Annotated in this window: 15 protein-coding genes; all 15 read right to left on the bottom strand. The window is 47.2% G+C overall.

The features are described 5' to 3' along the window. Window positions 1–5 precede the first annotated feature (5 nt). Window positions 6–998 (bottom strand): LacI family DNA-binding transcriptional regulator, encoded by a 993-nt coding sequence (locus ACYVI9_RS12475; RefSeq protein WP_460764901.1) that lies wholly within the window; start codon window positions 996–998, stop codon window positions 6–8. 347 nt (window positions 999–1345) lie between these two features. Further along, window positions 1346–2722 (bottom strand): FAD-dependent oxidoreductase, encoded by a 1377-nt coding sequence (locus tag ACYVI9_RS12470; protein ID WP_460764900.1) that lies wholly within the window; start codon window positions 2720–2722, stop codon window positions 1346–1348. 106 nt (window positions 2723–2828) lie between these two features. Further along, window positions 2829–3938 carry a metallophosphoesterase gene (locus ACYVI9_RS12465; RefSeq protein ID WP_460764899.1) on the bottom strand — a complete coding sequence of 370 codons (1110 nt, stop codon included), beginning with the start codon at window positions 3936–3938 and terminating at the stop codon, window positions 2829–2831. Between the two features lie 58 nt (window positions 3939–3996). After that, a complete protein-coding gene (locus ACYVI9_RS12460) occupies window positions 3997–5280 on the bottom strand; it encodes an MFS transporter (protein WP_460764898.1) in 1284 nt (427 codons plus the stop codon). A gap of 10 nt (window positions 5281–5290) precedes the next feature. Continuing rightward, window positions 5291–6991, bottom strand: a complete 1701-nt coding sequence (locus ACYVI9_RS12455) for a RagB/SusD family nutrient uptake outer membrane protein (RefSeq protein WP_460764897.1) — start codon at window positions 6989–6991, stop codon at window positions 5291–5293. Window positions 6992–7091: 100 nt separating this feature from the next. Beyond that, entirely contained in the window at window positions 7092–10157 is a 3066-nt protein-coding gene (locus tag ACYVI9_RS12450; RefSeq protein WP_460764896.1) for a SusC/RagA family TonB-linked outer membrane protein, read from the bottom strand. 116 nt (window positions 10158–10273) lie between these two features. Beyond that, a complete protein-coding gene (locus ACYVI9_RS12445; protein WP_460764895.1) occupies window positions 10274–11008 on the bottom strand; it encodes an IclR family transcriptional regulator in 735 nt (244 codons plus the stop codon). A gap of 461 nt (window positions 11009–11469) precedes the next feature. Then, a complete protein-coding gene (locus ACYVI9_RS12440; RefSeq protein WP_460764894.1) occupies window positions 11470–12627 on the bottom strand; it encodes an alpha-hydroxy acid oxidase in 1158 nt (385 codons plus the stop codon). 98 nt (window positions 12628–12725) lie between these two features. Continuing rightward, on the bottom strand, window positions 12726–13589 hold the full coding sequence (locus ACYVI9_RS12435; RefSeq protein WP_460764893.1) for a sugar phosphate isomerase/epimerase family protein: 864 nt from the start codon (window positions 13587–13589) through the stop codon (window positions 12726–12728). Between the two features lie 18 nt (window positions 13590–13607). Then, on the bottom strand, window positions 13608–15071 hold the full coding sequence (locus ACYVI9_RS12430) for an alpha/beta hydrolase (RefSeq protein WP_460764892.1): 1464 nt from the start codon (window positions 15069–15071) through the stop codon (window positions 13608–13610). Between the two features lie 9 nt (window positions 15072–15080). Continuing rightward, window positions 15081–16628: a sodium:solute symporter family protein gene (locus ACYVI9_RS12425; RefSeq protein WP_460764891.1), complete on the bottom strand. Its 1548-nt coding sequence runs from the start codon at window positions 16626–16628 to the stop codon at window positions 15081–15083. Window positions 16629–16688: 60 nt separating this feature from the next. After that, window positions 16689–17807: a four-carbon acid sugar kinase family protein gene (locus tag ACYVI9_RS12420; protein WP_460764890.1), complete on the bottom strand. Its 1119-nt coding sequence runs from the start codon at window positions 17805–17807 to the stop codon at window positions 16689–16691. After that, window positions 17804–18847 carry a 4-hydroxythreonine-4-phosphate dehydrogenase PdxA gene (pdxA, locus tag ACYVI9_RS12415; protein WP_460764889.1) on the bottom strand — a complete coding sequence of 348 codons (1044 nt, stop codon included), beginning with the start codon at window positions 18845–18847 and terminating at the stop codon, window positions 17804–17806. Before pdxA ends, ACYVI9_RS12420 begins: the two co-directional genes overlap by 4 nt. Then, window positions 18844–19725, bottom strand: a complete 882-nt coding sequence (locus ACYVI9_RS12410) for a dihydrodipicolinate synthase family protein (protein ID WP_460764888.1) — start codon at window positions 19723–19725, stop codon at window positions 18844–18846. Before ACYVI9_RS12410 ends, pdxA begins: the two co-directional genes overlap by 4 nt. 32 nt (window positions 19726–19757) lie before the next feature. Next, window positions 19758–20918, bottom strand: coding sequence for an iron-containing alcohol dehydrogenase (locus tag ACYVI9_RS12405; protein WP_460764887.1), 1161 nt, complete (start codon window positions 20916–20918; stop codon window positions 19758–19760). Between the last annotated feature and the right edge of the window lie 10 nt (window positions 20919–20928).

The following is a 20928-nucleotide window of genomic DNA, read 5'->3' as shown; positions in this document are numbered from 1 at the left end:
CCAGGCTATATATGAATGAGTGTTCCATCAAATTTATACATGCTCTGACCGGATTCAGCGCTGTCCCCGATCAGGCACTGTACGGCCTGTTTGCTCATTTCTTCCAACGGCTGCTTTACATACACCAATGGATAGGGAAACAATCGGTAGGCACGGGCTTCATCAAAACAAACAATCTGCAAATCTTCCGGAACTTTAACTTTATGCTTTAAAATATGAGGCAGCGCTGCCATCGCTATTTTATTGGTAAAAAAACACAACGCATCCAATCGATCCTCCTTCAGGGCTTTTTCTACCAATTTTCCGATGTTCGCCTCCATGGCGGATTCAGCAACTTCATACATAAACACCTGGTCGGATGACAACTGTTTTTTAGCCGTTTTTAAAAAACCCTGTTTTCGCTCACGGAGATGGAACAGTCGGGTTTTCAACCCGATGGCACCAAGCCGGCGGGCACCATTATCAACAAAATGGCTGACAACCTTTGCTGAAGCTTGAAAATTATCCAGTGAAACGCTTTGATAATCCTTAAACTGGGGGAAAACACGATCAATCACTACAAAAGGAATCCGCATTTTTTTCAGATCAGCTATACAGGTTTCTGCATTTTCCGGTACAGCGAGGATCAAACCATCTACCTGCCGGGAAAGCATCACATTGAGGATCTGATTAAATCTTTCCGGGCTTTCATAAGCACTCCCGTAGAGTACATTATAGCCCAAACGATTGGCTTCATCTTCAATATACCTGGCGATATAGGAAGAAAACAAGTTGGAAATATCGGCGACGATCAACCCCAGCATATGGGTTTTGCTGACTTTCAGACTTTTTGCGATCTGATTGGGCACATATCTTTTCTTTCGCGCGGTTTCCTGAATTTTCCTGGCTGTTTCCGGATTGATCTTATCCGTTCTTTTATTATTCAGCACATAGGATACCAGGGCGATAGATACACCCAGCTCTTCCGCGATGTCTTTTAATAAAACCCTTTTTGCCATACCTGTCCTGGTTGATTGTTGAATCTAGTGGCTCCTGCAAGCATCATCGCCTATTTTCTACGTTCACAGCTCAATCGTCTAGCCTAATTTCCCAGGAATCAAAAAATCTATTCGGATTCCTGTTATCAAAGTTAAACGTTTAAATCAATTTTACAAATAAATATTTTTTTGAAGTACAGTAGCTAGAAGTACAGTAGCTATTCATATACGGCTTAAAAAAATCTGGTCGACCGGAGCCGTACACTTACTAAGATATACATTCCTCCTGAAAGCCGACCGGACTTTTTTCATTTACTCAACTTTCACTTCCCGCGAAGGGCACACAATATAAATGGTCTTTAGCGGATTTACTGCTCTAATGGCGACCTGATGATCGCATTTTGTGCGACCAGTTCCTTTTGAAGTTTCTCAATGTCCACGTCCCGTACTTTCGTCCCCGACTGCGCCGACAAAGCCGCAGCTACACCTGCTGCATGACCCATGGCACCACAGGTGGCCCCTACTCGGATGGAACCCATTGCTTCACGGTCCACCGAGACGCAGCGCCCCGCCACCAACAGATTATCAACAGTTTGAGGTACCATAATTCTGAAAGGTATCTGGTAAGGAAGCGGAACGTATAAATCGTGCTGTCCCGATTCCCCTTTTGCAGGGTGAATATCGATCGGCCAGGATCCCATGGCAATCGTATCGTCAAACTTCTTACATTGCAACACGTCTTCACCTGTCAGGGTATAAACTGCGTTCAACTGACGGGTCTCCCGGACGCCTATAGTGGACGCGGAACTCATGATCCAGCTTTTCTCAAAACCGGGACATTCGCGGCGGTAATAGTCTACCATCTGGTGCGCACTTTTACGACCTTCCATTTCAGCTCTTGTCAGTTCAGAAGCATGGACGCCATTGGCATATACACGGGTCGTATTAACCCAGGGAAACCGCTCCCGCAGCCCACCGAACCAGGGTCCCCCGTATTCCGGAAAAGCTCCGCGTTTCTGCGCTTCCTTCATTTTCCCTCTGTCAACGTCCACATCCCGTCGCGGAGATTGATAGGCTTTCATCAGATCTCCTTTTAAGTAACCCGGCTCGGGTCCAAAAGGAATAAGCACTTCCTTTTCGTATTTGATCTCGGTATTCGGCTCTACTTCTGCAAAAAAGTAGGAAATTGTCATTGGCTGCATCGCCGCTGGTATGGTAAATGATTCACCTGAACGGGCAAATACGTCTCCGTTTCCTGTACAGTCAATTATATTTTTTGCCAAAATAACCTGGCGTCCGTCTACGTTCTCTATGATTACGCCCTTGAGTTGATTGTCTTCCAATACCACGTCAGCCATCCAGGTATGCAACAAACATTTTACATTATGGGTTAACATCATTTCATCCGCAACAGCCTTCATAATCTCTGGATCAGAATCTAGTACCCAACTGCGGCTGTTTTCGGCACCGCCGCGCTTTTCAGCCTTTACCAGCCATTCGCCCATTACGCCATTGACATTACGTTCATATGGCCTTAACCAGTTGTTAAACCCCGCCAGCGTAATGACCATGCCATTGGTCCACATTCCGCCAAAAGAACCCAGGTTTTCGATGACCATTGTTTTAGCTCCGGTTTTGGCGGCACCAATTGCAGCACCCACACCTGATGGGCCACCTCCCACCACCAATACATCTACTTCTTCGATAACGGGTAAGGTTTTCTGCTGTTCCACATACTGTTTCATTGTGATTTATTTTTAAAATTTAAGATTTACTGATTTCTTAAAAGACCAGGAAAGCCAAAGGATAGCTTCTTTCTCGCGCCTTTATCGATACTTCATTTATATCAGATTAATTCAATTGAAAACTGTATTCATTTCTTTTATCTTTCTTCCATGCCAGATGTCGGGTAGAAGGAGATGCAGCGAATAAGGGCGAGAAGGTTTTGACCTTAACCGTTTTATCGTCAGGATAAAATTCCAGAATGCGCAACCATCCGTCACCGCCATTACCCTGGAGATGCCCGCCGCCCTCCATTTGCATGTCAAATAACATCTGATGCACTGTTTTGCCTGAAAGGTTCTTATCCGCACGATAGCCTTCGCCGTTAATATGCCCACAGAGCACCATTTCGATATTCGTGGCAGGCTGGACCAATTTCTCCCAGATCTGTTTCCCATTATTAGCATTAGGGATCAGATACCGTTCAGATTTTTGGCTTTTATTTTGCTTAACATAAGGCTCGTAAATAATCCATCTCGGTGCGCCGCTCCATAGTGTATCACGGGGCGTCAGGTAGGCGTGTGTGAGTAGCACGACCCGATGATCCTTATACTGCGGCAGGGCTGTTATCCTGCGGGCCCAACCCAGGGTGGTATCCCGTGGCATATTTTCTACCGTCATAAAAAGCATATCTTTTCCTCCGTTCACAGATTTCAATTCATAGACGGAATTCTGAAGACTTGGCTGACCTGACTCATCCCAGCCGTTCTGTACCAATGCCTTGCGGTTGAGTGGATTATCGTCTATTTTAAAGAACTCTCCAAAACGGGAGCTGCGTTTTAAATTTGCATCAAAACTGAAATCATGGTTACCCAGCGCCGTCATATAGGCCACTTTGCCATCCAGTCTTGAAAAAGCCCTATGGGCAAACTCCCATTGTTTTTGCGCCGTCAGATTTCCATTATCGGCAGGAATAAATAGATCATTCTCCTCAACAATATCGCCCGTATGCAAGACCAATCTTATATTCAGTGAGTCAATATGATGCTCAATCCAGGCCATCATCAAGTCCAGAATCGGCTGGTTATAACTCCATTTTACATAGTTCTGGATATCAGGAAGCAGGATAACTGACCAGGAGTCCCGATGATCAAGCTTTGGTTTCTGATAAACTTCCTGGGTATAACAATGACTCAGGATAAAAACCTGGAGGGCAAGTAATACAACTAATTTTTTCATTTCGTTATTCTTTTTTTATGCGTTGGATTGACCAATACCATTTTTTAGACCTAAGCCATCAATTGATAGGCATATCGTCTGTTCCCGGAACTGTCTCCAGGTTTACAGGCCTTTCTTTTTTAACCATCCGCCATAGCAATAGCAGCGCCAGGGGATGCAGAAAAGCCATCACGAAAAATATTTTCTCTGCGCCAACCGTTCCTATCAGGGACCCCACGAATGTGTTGAAGAGTACTGCACCGAGGGCACCGCAGCCGCCGGCGATACCAATCACACTCGCTACGTTCCCAATTGGGAAGGCCTCCCCTACCACTACATTTATCGTGAAAAGCCAGCTCAAACAGATGATCGCCACGATACTGAAAATAATCAGCGTGGCCGTTGCAGAGGGAAGATAAGGTGCCAACGCACACAAGGGAACGAAACAGGTAACAAGGGTGAGAATCTTCTTTCTTGCGGACAGCGGTGCCATTCCCCTTTGTACCAGCCGGTCAGAAAGAAAAGAAATACCAATAGCTCCCAGATCTGCAGCCACAAAGGGTATCCAGCCAAACATCCCAACCTGAGCAAGGGAAAGACCTGATGATTCCTGCAAATAACCTGGCAGCCAGAACAAACAAAAATACCAGACAGGGTCACTTACAAACCGAATCAATAATACCCCCCACAGACTTCGGGTTCTCCAAAGTCGGGGCCAGGAAAATTTAGCGGCTGAAGCCGGTACATTTTTATCCTCGTCAAGAGACGCTGCCATAATCTCAGCAGGCGGATCCTTATAAATAAGCTTCCATACGACAGCGATCACCAGGCCACAGATCCCCATAACGATAAATGCGGCCTGCCAACCATATTGCAGCGTCAGCCAGGCGATTACGGGAGGCGCGATTATGGCGCCTATAGATCCGCCGGCCTGACAAAGACTATTGGCTGTTGCCCGCAATTTACCCGGGAACCATATCGTGGCTGCTTTTATAGAAGATGGGAAATTGGTAGGTTCCGCCAGCCCCAACAGCCCTCTGAAAAACCCAAACTGAAAGACGGTACGGGATAAGCCGCCACCGATGCAAGCCAACGACCATACTAAAATGCCATAGTGCATTACTTTTTTAACGCCAAACTTATCTACCATCCAGCCAGAGACTGGATACATTAGGGCATAACAAATCGTAAAAATATTGATGATAACAGCATACCCTGAATCATCCAGCGTAAAAACATCCTTTAGAATCGGCTTGAGAATTGAAACAATCTGACGATCGATATAATTAAACACAATAGCAATAAAGGCTACCGCAATAATTATCCATCGTCTGCGTTCCGGCTTTAATAATAAACTACTCAAAATATTAGATTTAATAACCCGGATTGGGTTTCAAATTATTATTGACCAGAATTTCCTTCGTCGGGATGGGCCAGAGATAATGTTTGCTTTTATCAAAGCCTCTTGTAACCAATTGTTTGATCAGGCCGGATTGATACATTTTGGTAAAATCAGGCAGCCACTCTTCATCAATTTCCGGAATTCCCGGGAAAAACCAAAGTCCGGGATCTACTACTTTCGCTTTCAAATCATTCACATCCAGCATGCCATAAACTGGTTTTGTAATCACTTTCTCCGCAATCTTCCAACGAATGATATCATAGAATCTCCGATTCTCCCATGCGAGTTCAATCCTACGCTCATTTCTAAGTAAATTTCGTAATTCGTTCTGACTGGCCATGGTTAATGCCGGATAGGCGCCGATTTCCTTATAGTCGACTTTATAAGCGCGGGCCCTTACCTGATTAATGGCATCCAACATGGATTGATCCAGTTCGTTTAACTCGATCTTCGCCTCAGCATACATCAGTAAAACATCAGCATAACGCATTAAAATGATATCAAAATCGGCTTTCTCATCATCCGTCCACTCATTATCGACACCCTTCTTCAAAACCAGACCGTTATAAGAAGCATACTGATCTACCGCACGTGAATCCTTATTCTTGACCATCGTACCCGTAGCCGTACTCAATACCGTCGTTGCGTAGGGGTTAGGATCGTAGGTATATCCCAGAAACTCGCTGCCAAATTCCACAATCGTGGCAGTACACCGGGGATCTCTGTTCTTAAACGGCTCCTGCGGATCATAAAGGCCCGACTCGTCTATAGGCAGACCGTCAGTGCATGGATAAGCGCAAAACAACTCCCAGGAAGGCTGCGCAACGGAGGAACCGCCGGCAGTTCTGGGATAAAAATTCTTGGCGCTCCAAAATTCTCCCAGGGCAGTGGAGCGGGGTATCGCAAAAATGGTTTCGCCGGCATTTCTGGTTTTTGACAAGAAATATTCACCATAGTCAGGGAAAAGTTCATAGACATCTAACCCCATGCAATCCTGTGCAGCATCTTTCGCTACCTGCCAATCACCCATATTCAATGCCGTGCGGGCTTTGAATGCCATGGCCGCTCCTTTGGTAGCCCGTTTTAACTCTGCACTAGCATAGGATTCAGGAAGTGATACTATGGCAGCATCGTAATCATTATATATTTCCTGTAGGATCTGGTTCTTATCGGTTCTGCCAACATCAAAGGCCGCATCTATCGTCAGGTTCTCCTTGTAAAATGGAACATCGCCATACAGAAATATCAGATCAGCATATAACACGGCACGCATAAAACGGGCTTCACCTTCAAATCGTTCCAAAGTTTTTTCAGGCACAACGCTGTTTGCTCTTAATCGCTGGATGTCTTTCAATATAGTGTTGGCTCTGGAAATTCCTTTATAACTGTTCAGCCACGTATTCTCAGCCACACTCCATTCTCCGGTAATGGTACCTGCCGGAAAAGCGTTCATCGCCTGTCGCTGGTTCCAATTATCTGTCATCCGTTCCAATCCCAAACCGGTTTCATTGGTGAATAAATACGAACGATACAGGTCGTTCAGTGAAAGATTTAATTGTGTCTCATTATTGTTCCAGTTTTCACTGGATCCCTCTGAAAGCGGATTCAAATCCAGTTTGGCACAGGATGCGAAAGCCAGCATTAGCAATATTGGAATAAAAATATTTTTCATCTGTAAATTTTTAATTTTTTGGATATTCAGACAAGTCATCAATTCCCTATTTACATCACATTTCATTTCTATTTATAGTAAAAGGTGCTCAATTCCATATTTAGAATCTAACCGATATACCAAAGTTGAACGACTTACTGATATAGGAAGACGAACTAACTTCCGGATCCCAACCCCTGGGATAATCATCAATGGAGAACAAATCTGTAGCTGAAACATGTACACGTATATTGTTCACCGCAAGGTTTCTGGTCAAATGATCGGGAATAGTATAGCCCAGTGAAATATTCTTTAGCCTGAAATAGGCACCACTCATCATCCAAAAATCAGAAGTCGCATAGTTATTATTCTCAGCTGCGGTGTAGGAAAGCCTAGGGTAACGAGCAGCCAGATTCTGCGCTTCTGTGTTGTTCACACTCCAGTAATTACCGTCAATAATTGCCGGTGGATTTGACCAGGCACTGAAAAAAGGTTTAACCATTTCAATGGGCATGACGGTATTTTTCTTTCCTACACCCTGTACGGCAATGCCGATATCAAAACCACCGTATGCTGCATTAATCTGCCCGCCATAAATATAACGGGGCAGTGAACCACCTAACAGCACCCGATCATAATCTGGCGTAATCTTTCCATCGGGTACACCATCTGGTCCGCTTATATCGACGTATTTTACATCACCTGGCTTAATAGCAGCGTACAATTTAGGCGAAGCATCCACCTCAGCTGCATTCTGGAATATTCCTTCAGAAAGATAACCGTACCATTCATTATATTCGCTACCCTCTCTGGTAATTTGTGAATTTCCCAGCACAATGCCACCCAAATCTCCCATAACAGATCTGGAATCTGAAATATTCAAAACCACTGAATAGTTGAGTTTATTAATCTTATCCCGCCAGGACATCTGCAGGTCCCAGCCTTTTGTATACATGATGCCTGTATTCTGCTGTGGATTATCTACACCCATGTAATCCGGTATTTCAAGTTCCAACAACATATCCTTGGTTCGCTTATCGTAGTAATCAGCGGTCAACATCAACCGGTTATTAAAAAAATACGCATCCAGCCCCAGGTCGACCGTCTCCGTAACTTCCCAGGAAATATCGGCAATGGCATAGCGGGTCTGTGCCGCGGTCGTTGCTGATACAATCGTACTGCCCTGATACAATAGGGCATTATTGAAGCTTAGCGAAGATTGGTAGGGATAGTTCCCAATCCGCTCATTGCCCAACTGTCCCCAGGAACCACGAATTTTCAGATAGGACAATATCCCGCTGTTCTGAAAAAACTTTTCATTCGTCAATATCCATCCAGCAGAAACAGAAGGGAATGCCCCCCACCTGTAATCGGGATGAAATCTTGAGGATCCGTCATAACGGATATTGGCCTGCAGGAAATATCTATCATTAAAATCATACATAAGCCTGCCAAAAAAGGAACGATATGAGGTTTCAAAGGCATTCCCTGCATTGGTGCGAAAATCCAGGGGAGCGATGTCGAGATAAGGATAATCCGATAATACATAATTATCGCCATTACCGGTCAGCACTTCCCGAAATGTATACGAATCCTCATACCCTCCAAGCAAATTGAAACGATGTCCCGAGAGTTTCTTCTGATAATTTACCAATAGCTGCTTGACAAATGACTTTCCGTCAACGCGTTCCTCTTCGAGCGATGTGGTGGCGCTCCCTGCGATGTAGCCTGAAAAAATAGTAGGATCCTCTGCGGAATAATAAGGTATTTGCTTATGAAAAGCTTTCCCTTTGGTTGAATAAAGTTGAGGCGAAAAAACGCCGGTGATCGTCAGGTTGTTGACAGGCTTGATTTCCAGGGCGGCACGACCTGTAAAAAGGTTTCTCCAGCTTTTCTCAAAACCGCCGTAATTTATCCGGGCATAAATATTGGAACCGCTTTTCCCTCCCGCAATACGACCATCATCCCAGGTAGCCGCATATATCGGCGCATACTCCCTTATGGATTCGATTGGGTTAACTGAAGCATTATTGTCTAAGGAATAATTGTACGCCATATCCAGATCCACACTGATATACTTATTGATCGTGATCCGGTTATTTAGCCTCGACATTACCCTTTCATAGGATTTACCAAGATACAGGCCATCGATCTTCTCATAATTTAATGAAGCCAGTGTTCGGATTTTATCACCTCCGGCCGTGACACTGAGGTTGTGACTGGTCCTTGGCGCTTGCTCTTTTAGCACCAGTCCGATCCAGTCGGTAACCGGATATTGATTGGGGTCGGTTTTATTGCGCTCCACCCAATTGTCCACCATGTCTTTCGAATACAGTGCATATTCTTCTCCCGGTACATTCCCTGCATCGTTCCAGGTAAATTCATTAATCATTTCCAGATAACGCTGTGCGCCCACGACTTCCGGAAAACGCGTTGGCTTTTCTATGCCGTAATTCCCGGAATACTCGACACTTACCTGGCCCTTTCTTGCCCTTTTTGTGGTGATCAGTATAACGCCCGCAGCCGCTCTGGCACCATAAATAGAAGCTGAAGCCGCATCTTTCAATACGGAAATATCATCGATATCGTCAGCATTAACGTCATTCATGCTCAATACAGGCACCCCATCCACAATAATCAATGGATCTGAATCGCCAATGGTTGTAATCCCTCTTATACGAACTGTCGCGCCTGCACCAGGTGTACTGCCGGATCTGGTGACCATCACGCCGGGAATCGCACCCTGAATGGCCTGAGACAATTGTGCCACGTTTCGTTTACTGATATCAGCGCCTTCTACCGTAGAAACCGATCCCGTCAGGTCTTTTTTCTTGGCTGTCCCATACCCAATGGCAATGACTTCTTCCAGGCCGAGTGGCTCGGCCTCCATTACCACCTCATAATTACTGGCAAGTTCGTTGACTTCCAATTCCAAATCCTTCATACCTACATAGGAAAAAACCAGGGTTACGGTTCCCGATTTCACCATAAGGCTGTATTGCCCATTTTCATTGGTGACAGTCCCATAATCCTGATCGCGTAAGCGGACACTGACACCGGAAAGCGGCTGGTTGTCTTCATCAATGACTTTTCCTGTAATATTTCGGTCCTGCGAATATCCCTGAATAGAACATGCAATTAACAGAAAGAACAACAACGGGACTGCAGGTATTGCCCTGTTAATCATTGTTTTCTGTCGATGAGTTAATCGTTTAAATTCATTTTTCATAATGACATCATCGTTTTAGTTTAATAATAATCGTTTAAAAATGGAGCCGCAACACGCTGTTGATTCTTCAAGCATTAAACCAGCCTGCTACTTATTTTTTGGGCGGCGGCCTGCAATTCTTTTAAAATTTGCTTCTCAGAATCCTTCGTCAGTCTGGCTGCAGGCAGATATACGCTTAACGAAGCAACTACTGTCCCCTTTTCTTCAATTCCACAAGCCATTCCAAATACATGTGATGGCGGCAAATGAAATGCATATCCCTGACGACGTATTTTTTCCAATTCCTTATTAAACTTGATCGGAGTAGCAGCTTCAGGCCATAATTCTTTTTTCGGCAGACCGTAACTATCTACAAACGCTTTTAGTGCAGCCGCCTCTAAATGCGCGATCATTATACGTCCTGAAGGCGTATAATAAGCCAGATTTTCAATCGGGGCCTTAACCATCAGACTCCGTTCTGATTCCACCTGATAAATCACCACCCTGTACTCATTTCTTAAAATAGATAAGAGGCTGGTTTCCCTGATCTTTGCCGTCAGTTGAATCATAATCTCCTCTGCAGCCTTTTTCAGACGCTCCTGTGTACCACCGGAACCGAGGGCCTTAAACATCATATAACCCAGCTTATACCCTTTTTTCGGACCCATCTGCTCTACATAATTGCGTTCCATCATTGTCTTAATGATATTGGCACAAGTAGCGCGATTTAATTTCAATCCGTCGGCTATTTCACTAAGGCTATAGCTTTTGTTGACATCCCTGGATAAGAATTCAATTATATCAAATGCCCTGTTAATGACTTGTATCATAAATTCAGTTAAACAATCAAATCCTTATGGAAATCTTACTTCATTGCGCCCATCCTACTTAAGGCTAAAAGATCAAAAAAGCGCTACAATCGTTATTTTATATTATAAAACTTTGTTTTACATTACAAACTTAATGACAAAATTGCGGTCTCCAAAATTTTATTTTACATTTTTAAATACTGCCTATGGCAATACCTACTCCGAACCCGGAGCATCAGTTTTACTTAAAGATGGAAGAAAGAAGCTGGAATCTGTCGTGATCCTGAAGACAAGCAGTTAATATATGGGGCTTTCAGAAACTGGTATAGCATCTAAGGGGAAAAATATCTGCATCCATATGAAGGTCATTCATTTGACAGGCGCATAAAGGCTCCAAATCTTGAGCAATAAATAAAAAGCTGCTAAACAAGAAGCCAGTGCAAAGAGCCGGACAGCCCATCAGGCGAGCCGACTGCTAATTATTACTGAATCAGGGTAGCAGGAAAATCGTCGATGGTCTCACAGCAGACCTGCTCCATCACCTGTTTCAACTGGGCTTTAAACATGGCGATCGTATGGTCACCACCTGCATTTCCGAGCGCGCCCACCCCATACATAAAAGGTCGGCCCATAAAACTAAAGTCAGCACCACATGCCATGGCCCGTCCAATATCGGGACCGGAACGAAGGCCACTATCGATCATCACTTTGTATTTGGATTTGAACTTGTCGGCCAGCCCTTTTAAAGGCCTTATGGTAGATTCGCCCGCATCAATCTGCCGGCCACCATGATTAGAAACAATGATACCATCGACCCCGATTTCCGCACAAAGTTCCGCATCGGATTCGCTCACCACGCCTTTCACCACCAGTTTGCCTTTCCAGAGATCCCTTATGGCGCGGACTTTGTCTGCATCCACCCTTCCGGTGAATGTAGCGTTCATAAACTTGCCCAGTTGTTTCATGTCCAAACCCTTATCCATATAAGGCTTCAATGTGGCAAAAGAGGGAATACCTGCCCGCAACGTTTCCAATCCCCAGACGGGATGAAGGGCAGCCTGGACAAAATTATTAATCGTCTGTTTGGGCGGCATCGATAACCCCGCCTTTATTTCCCTGTACCGTAGGCCAAAAGAAGGTACGTCGATCAGCACCACCAGGACCTGACAGGAAACTGCCTGGAGACGGCGTAGCAGATCATCCCGGAGGCTGTTCTCTGTGGGATGGTACAGCTGAAACCAGAACCTGGATTCCGTCAGCTCAGCAATTCTTTCAATACTACTGGTAGATACGGTACTTAATATATAAGGAATATTATGTTTCAGGGCTGCTTTGGCCAGGATTTCAGGTGCATTGGGCCACATGAGCCCCTGGAGGCCGATGGGCGCGATACCGAAGGGGGCGCTATACCTGTGTCCGAACAACTCTGTGCTCATATTGACCCCATTATGCTTTTTAAGATACTGGGGCATCAGAAAAACATCTTTAAAATCTTCGGTGTTCCGCCAGACATTCAGCTCATCATTACATCCCCCCTCCAAATAATCAAAAGCAAATTTGGGCATGCGCTTTTTGGCCTTTTTTTTCAGATCAGCCACTGAAGGATACTTGGAATTATATTGTAATAAATTCGTACTCATGGATCTATGCTGTATGTTAATTTTTAAAATACCAATATCGACTATCTGCAAGATTAGCGAAAAAACCAAAATAGTGCATCCTGCTCTGTCCGGAAATACTATTGGAAAACCTTCTTCAGGTAAGCGACATTGGCTCCATAATTGAACTTGACATTCCGCGGTTGTCTGGCATCCCGGCTGCGTTCCACCACCAGCCAGCCGGACCATTTCATCCGGTCCAGTACTTTTTTAACTTTATAAAGATCCAGCTGCGTATCATGCTCCAGCCAGACACTATCTTTATTGGTGGCATGAATCATGGCAATGCGGTCTGCTCCCAAAATCCGTAATTCACGGTAAAGGTTCCGGCCTGCTTTAAGCGGGTTGGAGAAATTAAAGTAAATTTTGATCGCCGGACTGCCAATCTCCTTCAGTAATGCCTTTTCCTGCCGGGCGCCGAGTGCCGTCTCAATCGCTATCACCACACCGGCTTCCTCCGCCAGGTCACCCGCCTCTTTCAGCCGTTTCACTACGGCCGGACGGACTTTGGGATGCAGGACCAAATCACATTGTACGCCCAGGGGCAAAAAGGCCGTCTTTACACCCATCTGTTTCATGGTTTGAATACAATCCCGAACCGACTGCAGGTATTCCTGCCGACCGCAGAAGGACTGGGCATAATAGCCCGTCATCGCGAGCGAGAATATCTCGATACCCAGTTTCCGGGCAGTCTGCAGATAGGCATCACGCACAGAATCTATCCGAAGCCGGTTATCAAAACTGGGTCGGTTCCCCAGCCCCCCCATATCCACTTCTATGCCATCAGCCTTTAATTCTGCTGCCAGTGGCAGGGCGCTCAACTTCTGTCTTTTCAGCAGCATCAGATCGATCAATCCGATCTTATACCTTGAAGCCTGTGCGAACCCCGTTGCTGATAAACAAAAACTAAACAGTCCCCACAAAATAATTTTTTTCAATTGCATGTTCATTTCATTTTATATTTATTGCGCTTGCACCGCTTTTTTAAATAGTGCTTCCAGTTGATCGAACCCTTTGATCGCCCGGGCGGGCAACCGCTCGCCATGGTCTCCAAATACATACAATCGCTGCTCAGGTTCTATAGTAATGCCGTGCTCATCAATGGCGCCGCTGGCATCCGATATCGCGGCCAGGTCTAAACCCAGATGGCGGGCCATAAACCTGTATACGGCTTTTCTTTTGTTGATGCCAAAATCATGGCCTTCATCGGGTAAGTGTCGGTTTTCCACAGCAGCCCCATTGCCGTACCAGCCATAAATTTTTTTAAGATAGGGGAAATCGTGCTCCGGCATCCGGTCTGTCCAGTCCCCGCCGTCACTGACCAGCAACTGGGGCCGGGGCGCCGCCATGGCAGCCAACTCCACATTATTGGTGCCGCCGCCGCAAAAATGAATGGGCATACCAGATTCACAGGGACAGCCGCCATACATATAGGAGGAAACTGAAACCACCGGCGCCGATACTTTGATGCGGTCATCGATTGCCGTCATCAGTACGGTATGGGAACCGCCCCCTGAACCTCCTGTCATGGCCACCCGGCTGGTATCCGCCTCCGGAAGGGACAACAGATAGTCCAGTATACGCAGGGCACCCAGCACCTGAATGGTCTGTGCCAGGCTGCGTCGATGGTCTTCGGATTTAAACTGCAGCAGGCTTTCACCCCAGGCAAATAAATCATAGCTGAAGGCCATCGCCCCCATTCTGGCAAATGCCGCACAACGAGTCTGACAGTCCGGCCGGTACCGTTGTTTGGGCCAGTGCCCGTCCGGATTCAGTATCACGGGCATCCTGCCCTTATACTTAGCTGGCCGATAAAGTGATCCGTTCACCCAGAGCCCCGGCAACAACTCCACGGCAATATTTTCAACGGTATAATCCCGATACCGGCGCTGCGGTGTCCGAATGGGTCGAGCCGAAGGTCTGGCAGGCAGTCTGGAGAGTCCGAGCGCTTCCATCAACTGCGGTCGCAGCAACCTGCGGCGGTCCTCCCATTGTTCGAGACTGTTGTAACCGGCGGCGATGCGTTCCAGCTCGGCCCATCCCTCTTCCACCGGCCATCGATAATATTCATACGTGCCGATCTTGTATTTATCAGGACCACCATCCGGTTTGGCTTTCAGGTCAAAAGGTGCCAGCACCCCTGCCAGGGTTTGCACTATATCCGGTCGGTAACGCCATCGGGCATAGGATAATTGCTTGCCTTCGATCAGGGAACTATCATAGCGCAGCCGGATATGGTAGCGTTGCTGAATATCTGCCAGCACATCACTGAGGGGCATGGCGTAGGCGCTATCACTATTGGACTGTGCCCGGGTCGGCTTACTTGAAAAACTCAACACAAAAATCAGACAACAGCCGTACAATAGTGCCGTCGATCCTGAGCTGCTCATATCCGAATAAAATTGCTTCAATAGCTGCTTCATCATAATCGCTTTTTATTTTGCAACCTTTCTGTTTTTCTTCCAGTTACTATACAGGAGATTCGGTTCCAGTACCGGACGGGGGAAAAACAAACTGGCAATATAGCCCACCAAAATAACGACCAAATGGCTGTATACCCCCAACATGAGTTTGTCATGTTTAAAATTGTAATCCCCCAGATCGAGCAAAAGTTTCGGTTCCTTTAAACCGATAGGCGTGGAAGTCAGGAAGGCATAGGCCGTAAATAAAATACAGGCAATAATGCCAATATTGATCCCCTGCCGGTTGGTGCGGGCGCTGAAAAGTCCCAGTAAAAAAACGCCCACTATCCCTCCGGAAAAGATCGCATAAATTGTAAAGATGATACCCAGCACGCCTTCATCACCCGCCAGGATATACAGGGCACCAATCCCTATGGAAACGGCGCCCGAAAGAATTACCAGCAATTTGCTGGCCATCAGGTATTGCCGGTCAGATTTACCCCGAACAAGTTTCTTGTAATAGTCTTCCACGCCGACAGCCGCCAATGAGTTAAGATCTGCACTCAGGCTGCAAATCGCGGCCGACAAGAGGGCGGCGATGATAAAGCCAATAACGCCGGGAGGCAATGCGGTCATAATAAAATGCGGAAAAACAGCTTCCGCCTTCAGATCAGCCGGAATACCGGTTTGCTTATAATATACAAAGAGCAGGGTGCCAATCAGCATAAACATTGCCCAGATCGGCACGGTTAGAGATATACCCAGAAAGGAAGCCTTAATGGCGTCTTTATCTGTTTTAGCCGTCAGATAACGCTGGACCACCGTTTGGTCGGTAGCATATTTCTGAATGGCATAAAAAGCGCCGTTAACAATCATTACAACCAGGGTCAGGTGACTAAAACTGAAATCATAAGGACCAAATCCGGTACGATTGTTTTCGGTAGCCACACGGATGGCTTCCGGCAGCCCACCCTTGATTGAGGTCAGCAGCACTACCAGACAAACGATTCCGCTGAAAAACAGCATAAAACCCTGGAAAACATCCAGCCAGATCACCGCCTGGATCCCGCCTTTCAAGTTCACGATTATCAGAATCAACCCCACCACCAGCAATACCAGAAAAGGATTAATATGAATCATTTCCCTGATCGCAATAGCGATCAAAAATAAAACCGTACCCATTCCCGCAAACTGTCGGATTACGAAGGAAAGAGAACTGTAGTAGCGGGCAAAGCTGCCAAATCTTTTTTCAAAATACTCGTAAGTACTCAGCCCGATGGCTTTGCGAAACAGCGGTACGATAAACCAGATACAACCCAGTAAAACTACCGGCACCATCAGTCCCTGCACCAGCAGGATCCAGTTACTGGTATATCCCTGCGCTGGATAGCCCAGAAAAGTAACACTGCTGATCAGGGTAGCCAGTAATGACAAACCCAGGGCCCAGGAAGGAATATTGCCTTTGGAAAGAAAAAAACTCTGGGTAGAAGTCTGCTTTTTGGAAAACCGGAAACCCATAAATACCGTGAGGCCCAGTACCAGCACGATAATCGCGATATCTACAAAATGCAATCGACTCATGAATATTCAATTTATCATTTCAAGCAATCGGAACGCCATCTCCCCTACATGTTGCCTGCATCAGCGTTCCAGTTCATACAGTGCTCGGATCGGCTCCGGCATCGGATAACTTCCCGGTTTTACCGTTACCGTATAATTACCGGTTTGCATCCCCACCACGCCGCGTTGCCATAATTTCTTTGGCGTGAACAGCTTCCATCCCATGGCATGAAACACGGCTGCTGCTGTGGCGCCGCCTTCGATCAGCAACCCTTCTATCTGATGATGTTGCAGGTTATGCCGGGTATAATCCGCCATTTGAATGCGGTGCCGGGCGGCGGTGCTGGCTTCGATTTCCGGTGATGCCTCAAATCCGATGATCAGTTTGCGATCCCGCTGTAAGATAGTAGTCGCCTGTTCAAGCGATGTGGAAGAAAGTTCCTGGCTTAAAAGTTCCTGACCTAATAATACAGCATACGGGAGGGCCCTGGATCCAATTCGCTGTCGCGAAGCAGCAAACCCGGTTCCGCATACATACAGGTGCGGCATTGCCGGTGTCGCTGTCAAAGAAGCTGGCTGCTTTTTTCTGGTCAGGGAAAGCACGGCGTCAAAGCAATCACCGGAGCCGGCCAGCAAACAATCCGCTCCGGCTACGGTCACCCAGTGCCGAAGATCATCCGGGTCCAGGATATCTGCCGTATTGAGGCCGGGTCGGGGTAATTGTCCCCTTTGCAAGTGAGGTATGCCCATAGCGCCGAGAAGGGTATCAACCGCTGCCGATTTTGCCGGAAACTCGGGATCCAGGGCAAAGTCTGTTTTATCAAGCGGTGTATCTCCTATCATATACCGGCCCTGCACTACCCGACGTCCCAGGCTGGGATTGGCAGGCAGGATCATGCATTTTTCAAAACGCAGCAGGGGCATTTGAATGGCCAGTTCCTCTCTGATATAGCCCCTCAATACCGAATCTATTTTTTTAAAGATGCGTTGATGCCCACGGTTGGCGATCTGCCGGGTCAGTTGATCCGTAAGTTGCAGGGCCACCGACTTTTCCCTGGAACGGCTGTCCACCGTTACAATATGTACTTCTGCATCCGTTAATACCAGTTCATCGAGACAGACGACCGCCCGTATACCATATTCCAGGCATATACCGGCGATTTCCGCCGCTCCCGTAAAATCGTCTGCAATGACTATCATACTGAATGGCTTTCCTTCCTGTTCCTGCTGAGCTGGACGGCACTTTCAATGGCCAGCAACATGGCATCCGGGCTGGCAATGCCTCTTCCGGCGATTTCAAAAGCGGTCCCGTGGTCCACCGAAGTACGGATGATCGGAAGTCCCAGCGTAATATTTACGCCTTTCACGGATGCCATCTGTTGCTTTTCCGCATCCCATTTAAATCCAGCGAGTTTAAAGGGGATATGACCCTGATCATGATACATGGCTACGACACCGCCATAAGCACCGGTAGCTGCTTTCGCAAACAAAGTATCCGGAGGGACCGGCCCTTCCACATCATAACCCAGCTTACGGGCTTCCAGTACTGCGGGTAAAATTTCCTGCTCATCCTCGGTTCCAAAAAGCCCGCTGTCACCCGCATGAGGGTTGAGTCCCGCTACGCCGATTTTCAAATCTGTTTTTCCGAGTCGGATCAGGCCATCGCGCAATAATCCGATAACTTCCAGGATACGTTCCTTTTTTACCAGATCACAAGCCTGCCTGAGTGAGACATGGGTACTGACATGAATAACATTGATATGTTCTTCGACTAAAAGCATGGCATATTTCTTCGTTCCGGTGAGATCGGCATAGATCTCTGTATGGCCCGCATAATGATGTCCCGCTTCATTGATGGATTTTTTATGAATCGGGCCGGTTACCGTGGCATCCACCTGGCCATCCAGGGCCAGCCGGATCACCCGCTCCACCGATCGGAAAGCCGCATTCCCGCAGGCGGCATTAATCTCACCGTACTGCACCTGGCTGGCATTGAGGGACTGCAGGTCCAGCAGATCCAGGGTGCCGCATTCAAACCGTGCCTGGCCCGGTTCTTCGATCCGGTTTATGCTTAGTCCCAGATTCAATTCGCTGATGATGCGTTCAAATACACCGGCCTCGCCAACGATTATCGGCCGGCAAATGCCATAAACCGTATCCATTGCCAGCGCCTTTGCTGCTATTTCCGGACCAATACCGGCCGGGTCGCCCATGGTAATGGCTATTACAGGTAAACTCATGATTGATAATTTTTTGTTGCTGAAGCTGTAAGGCTGCTCAAAGGCGGTAACATACAAGCCGAACAGGTACCTTGCTCCTGCATTAATAATTTAAGGGCCGCGAGACTTTCTCCAAGGGTCCTGTCTTTCTGATAGGAAGCGCCATATTGATCACTTAATTCCTGCAGCCGGAAAATTTCTTCCTGATTCCCGGCGGTCAGTGCCTGAAACATTTGCTGATAAATTTCGGGATGATAATTACCGGTACTGGGCACCAACCCGTCTGCGCCTCCCAGTAAGGCTTCGGCACTTTTAGCTGCCCAGCCCAGCAGGTAATGAAAATCCGGCCGGTCTTTCCATAGCGCCAGCGCGGCCCGCATCCGGGCTTCGTCCCTTTCACTGTCTTTCAACCCGATGATATTGGGATGCCGACTCAGTTGATCCACTAAAGCCAGGGGGAGGCTCATATGGGTAGTAGCGGGTATATTATAAATAAATAATGGAAGGGGGCTGGTATCAGCCAGGTGCAGAAAATAAGCCAATTGTTGCGCAGGGGTCAGGGGATAATAGGCAGGAAGCGTCGCCACCAGTGCATCCACACCATGGTCGCCACAATAGGCCGCCAGCTGCTGACTCTCCTCCAGTACATTGGAACTGATACCCACCAGTAAAAGGCTTCCCTGCTCCTTCACCTCACCGGCAATCCGGATATAATCCAGTTTCTGTTGCATTGACAATGATGCGGCTTCTCCGGTAGTTCCCAGAATAAAAGGTGCACAACCGTACTTATACAGCAATCCGAAGAGCTGCTGAACGGCAACTGCATCAATTTGCAGACTACGGGTGAGTGGTGTAACAGCCGGCACAAAAACACCGGAATATGGCTTTCTATCATTCATAATTTACGATTTACGCTGGCAGCTCAATTGCATCAGCCAAGTGCAGTCTGGAAGATGGCTGCCGCATCCTTTTCGGTTATCTCGCGGGGGTTATTTTTTAACAGTCGCTGTACTTTCATGGCCTCCCTGGCCAATTCTGGTATAGACGCCGCGTCAATACCCAATGTCCGCAGTCCCGCTGGTATCCCGCAAGCGCGGTTCAGTTCCCGGACCCGCTCCACGCCCCTGGCTGCCGTAGCCGCATCATCTGCTGCCGGTGTACATCCGAGGGCCCGTGCCACCGCCGCATAACGGGAAGGGGCGGCCGGTATATTATATTCCATAACAAAGGGTAATAGCAGGGCATTGGAAAGACCATGGGCCAGATGAAACTTACTGCCCAGCGGATAAGAAAGCGCATGCACCCCCGCCGTATTGACCGGACCCAGACAAAAGCCGCCCAAAAGGCTTCCCATCGCCACCTGTGCTCTGGCATCTACATCATCCCCCTGCTCCACCGTCCTGACAATATGAGCCGCTATCAACCGCATCCCTTCATAAGCCATCATGTCCACAAAGGGTTGAGCAAACTTATTGGTATAGGCTTCCATGCAATGGGTCAGCGCATCGATACCGGTTGCCGCCGTAATCGCAGGCGGAAGGCTGACCGTTAGCAAAGGATCGACAAAAACCATATCCGGTACCAGATAAGGACTGATGATGCCTTTCTTCTGATGGTCAGATTCATCCACAAGGATCGCATTGGGAGAAACTTCGCTGCCCGTACCCGAGGTAGTGGGTACACAGATCAGCTTTCGGTCCCGACCAGACAGCAATCCATTCCCTATATAATCCGCCAGCACCTGCTCATTACCGAGTTGAGCGGCTACAAGTTTGGCAATATCCAGTACACTGCCGCCGCCGATACCCAGGACGATATCCGGGTCAAATGGCTTCACACGCTGCATCAATTGTTCAAAATCTGCGAAACCGGGTTCCTGCCTAATACCGGTATCGATCAATACTTTTATCCCTTCCGCCGCCAGATGATCAGCAATTCCGGACTGAACGCGTTGTTCCAGTGCCTGGATGGTGGCAATAAATACCCTGGCAGGGCGCAAGCCGGAAATAACTTCGGGGAGCTGTTCAAAACAGCCGTTGCCAAATACCAGTTTACCGGGAAAAAAAATATTGAAAAATTGCTTTGTATCCACTTTTATTGTT

Source organism: Niabella terrae, from assembly GCF_054783135.1.
This window is presented reverse-complemented; position numbering and strand designations above follow the sequence as displayed.

What these genes read in the sequence shown, in the direction of transcription:
- ACYVI9_RS12475 (WP_460764901.1), bottom strand. Translation starts at nt 998, where the DNA reads ATGGCAAAAAGGGTTTTATTAAAAGACATCGCGGAAGAGCTGGGTGTA.
- ACYVI9_RS12435 (WP_460764893.1), bottom strand. Translation starts at nt 13,589, where the DNA reads ATGCAATTGAAAAAAATTATTTTGTGGGGACTGTTTAGTTTTTGTTTA.
- ACYVI9_RS12440 (WP_460764894.1), bottom strand. Translation starts at nt 12,627, where the DNA reads ATGAGTACGAATTTATTACAATATAATTCCAAGTATCCTTCAGTGGCT.
- ACYVI9_RS12420 (WP_460764890.1), bottom strand. Translation starts at nt 17,807, where the DNA reads ATGATAGTCATTGCAGACGATTTTACGGGAGCGGCGGAAATCGCCGGT.
- ACYVI9_RS12470 (WP_460764900.1), bottom strand. Translation starts at nt 2,722, where the DNA reads ATGAAACAGTATGTGGAACAGCAGAAAACCTTACCCGTTATCGAAGAA.
- ACYVI9_RS12430 (WP_460764892.1), bottom strand. Translation starts at nt 15,071, where the DNA reads ATGATGAAGCAGCTATTGAAGCAATTTTATTCGGATATGAGCAGCTCA.
- ACYVI9_RS12450 (WP_460764896.1), bottom strand. Translation starts at nt 10,157, where the DNA reads ATGATTAACAGGGCAATACCTGCAGTCCCGTTGTTGTTCTTTCTGTTA.
- pdxA (WP_460764889.1), bottom strand. Translation starts at nt 18,847, where the DNA reads ATGAGTTTACCTGTAATAGCCATTACCATGGGCGACCCGGCCGGTATT.
- ACYVI9_RS12425 (WP_460764891.1), bottom strand. Translation starts at nt 16,628, where the DNA reads ATGAGTCGATTGCATTTTGTAGATATCGCGATTATCGTGCTGGTACTG.
- ACYVI9_RS12410 (WP_460764888.1), bottom strand. Translation starts at nt 19,725, where the DNA reads ATGAATGATAGAAAGCCATATTCCGGTGTTTTTGTGCCGGCTGTTACA.
- ACYVI9_RS12445 (WP_460764895.1), bottom strand. Translation starts at nt 11,008, where the DNA reads ATGATACAAGTCATTAACAGGGCATTTGATATAATTGAATTCTTATCC.
- ACYVI9_RS12465 (WP_460764899.1), bottom strand. Translation starts at nt 3,938, where the DNA reads ATGAAAAAATTAGTTGTATTACTTGCCCTCCAGGTTTTTATCCTGAGT.
- ACYVI9_RS12455 (WP_460764897.1), bottom strand. Translation starts at nt 6,991, where the DNA reads ATGAAAAATATTTTTATTCCAATATTGCTAATGCTGGCTTTCGCATCC.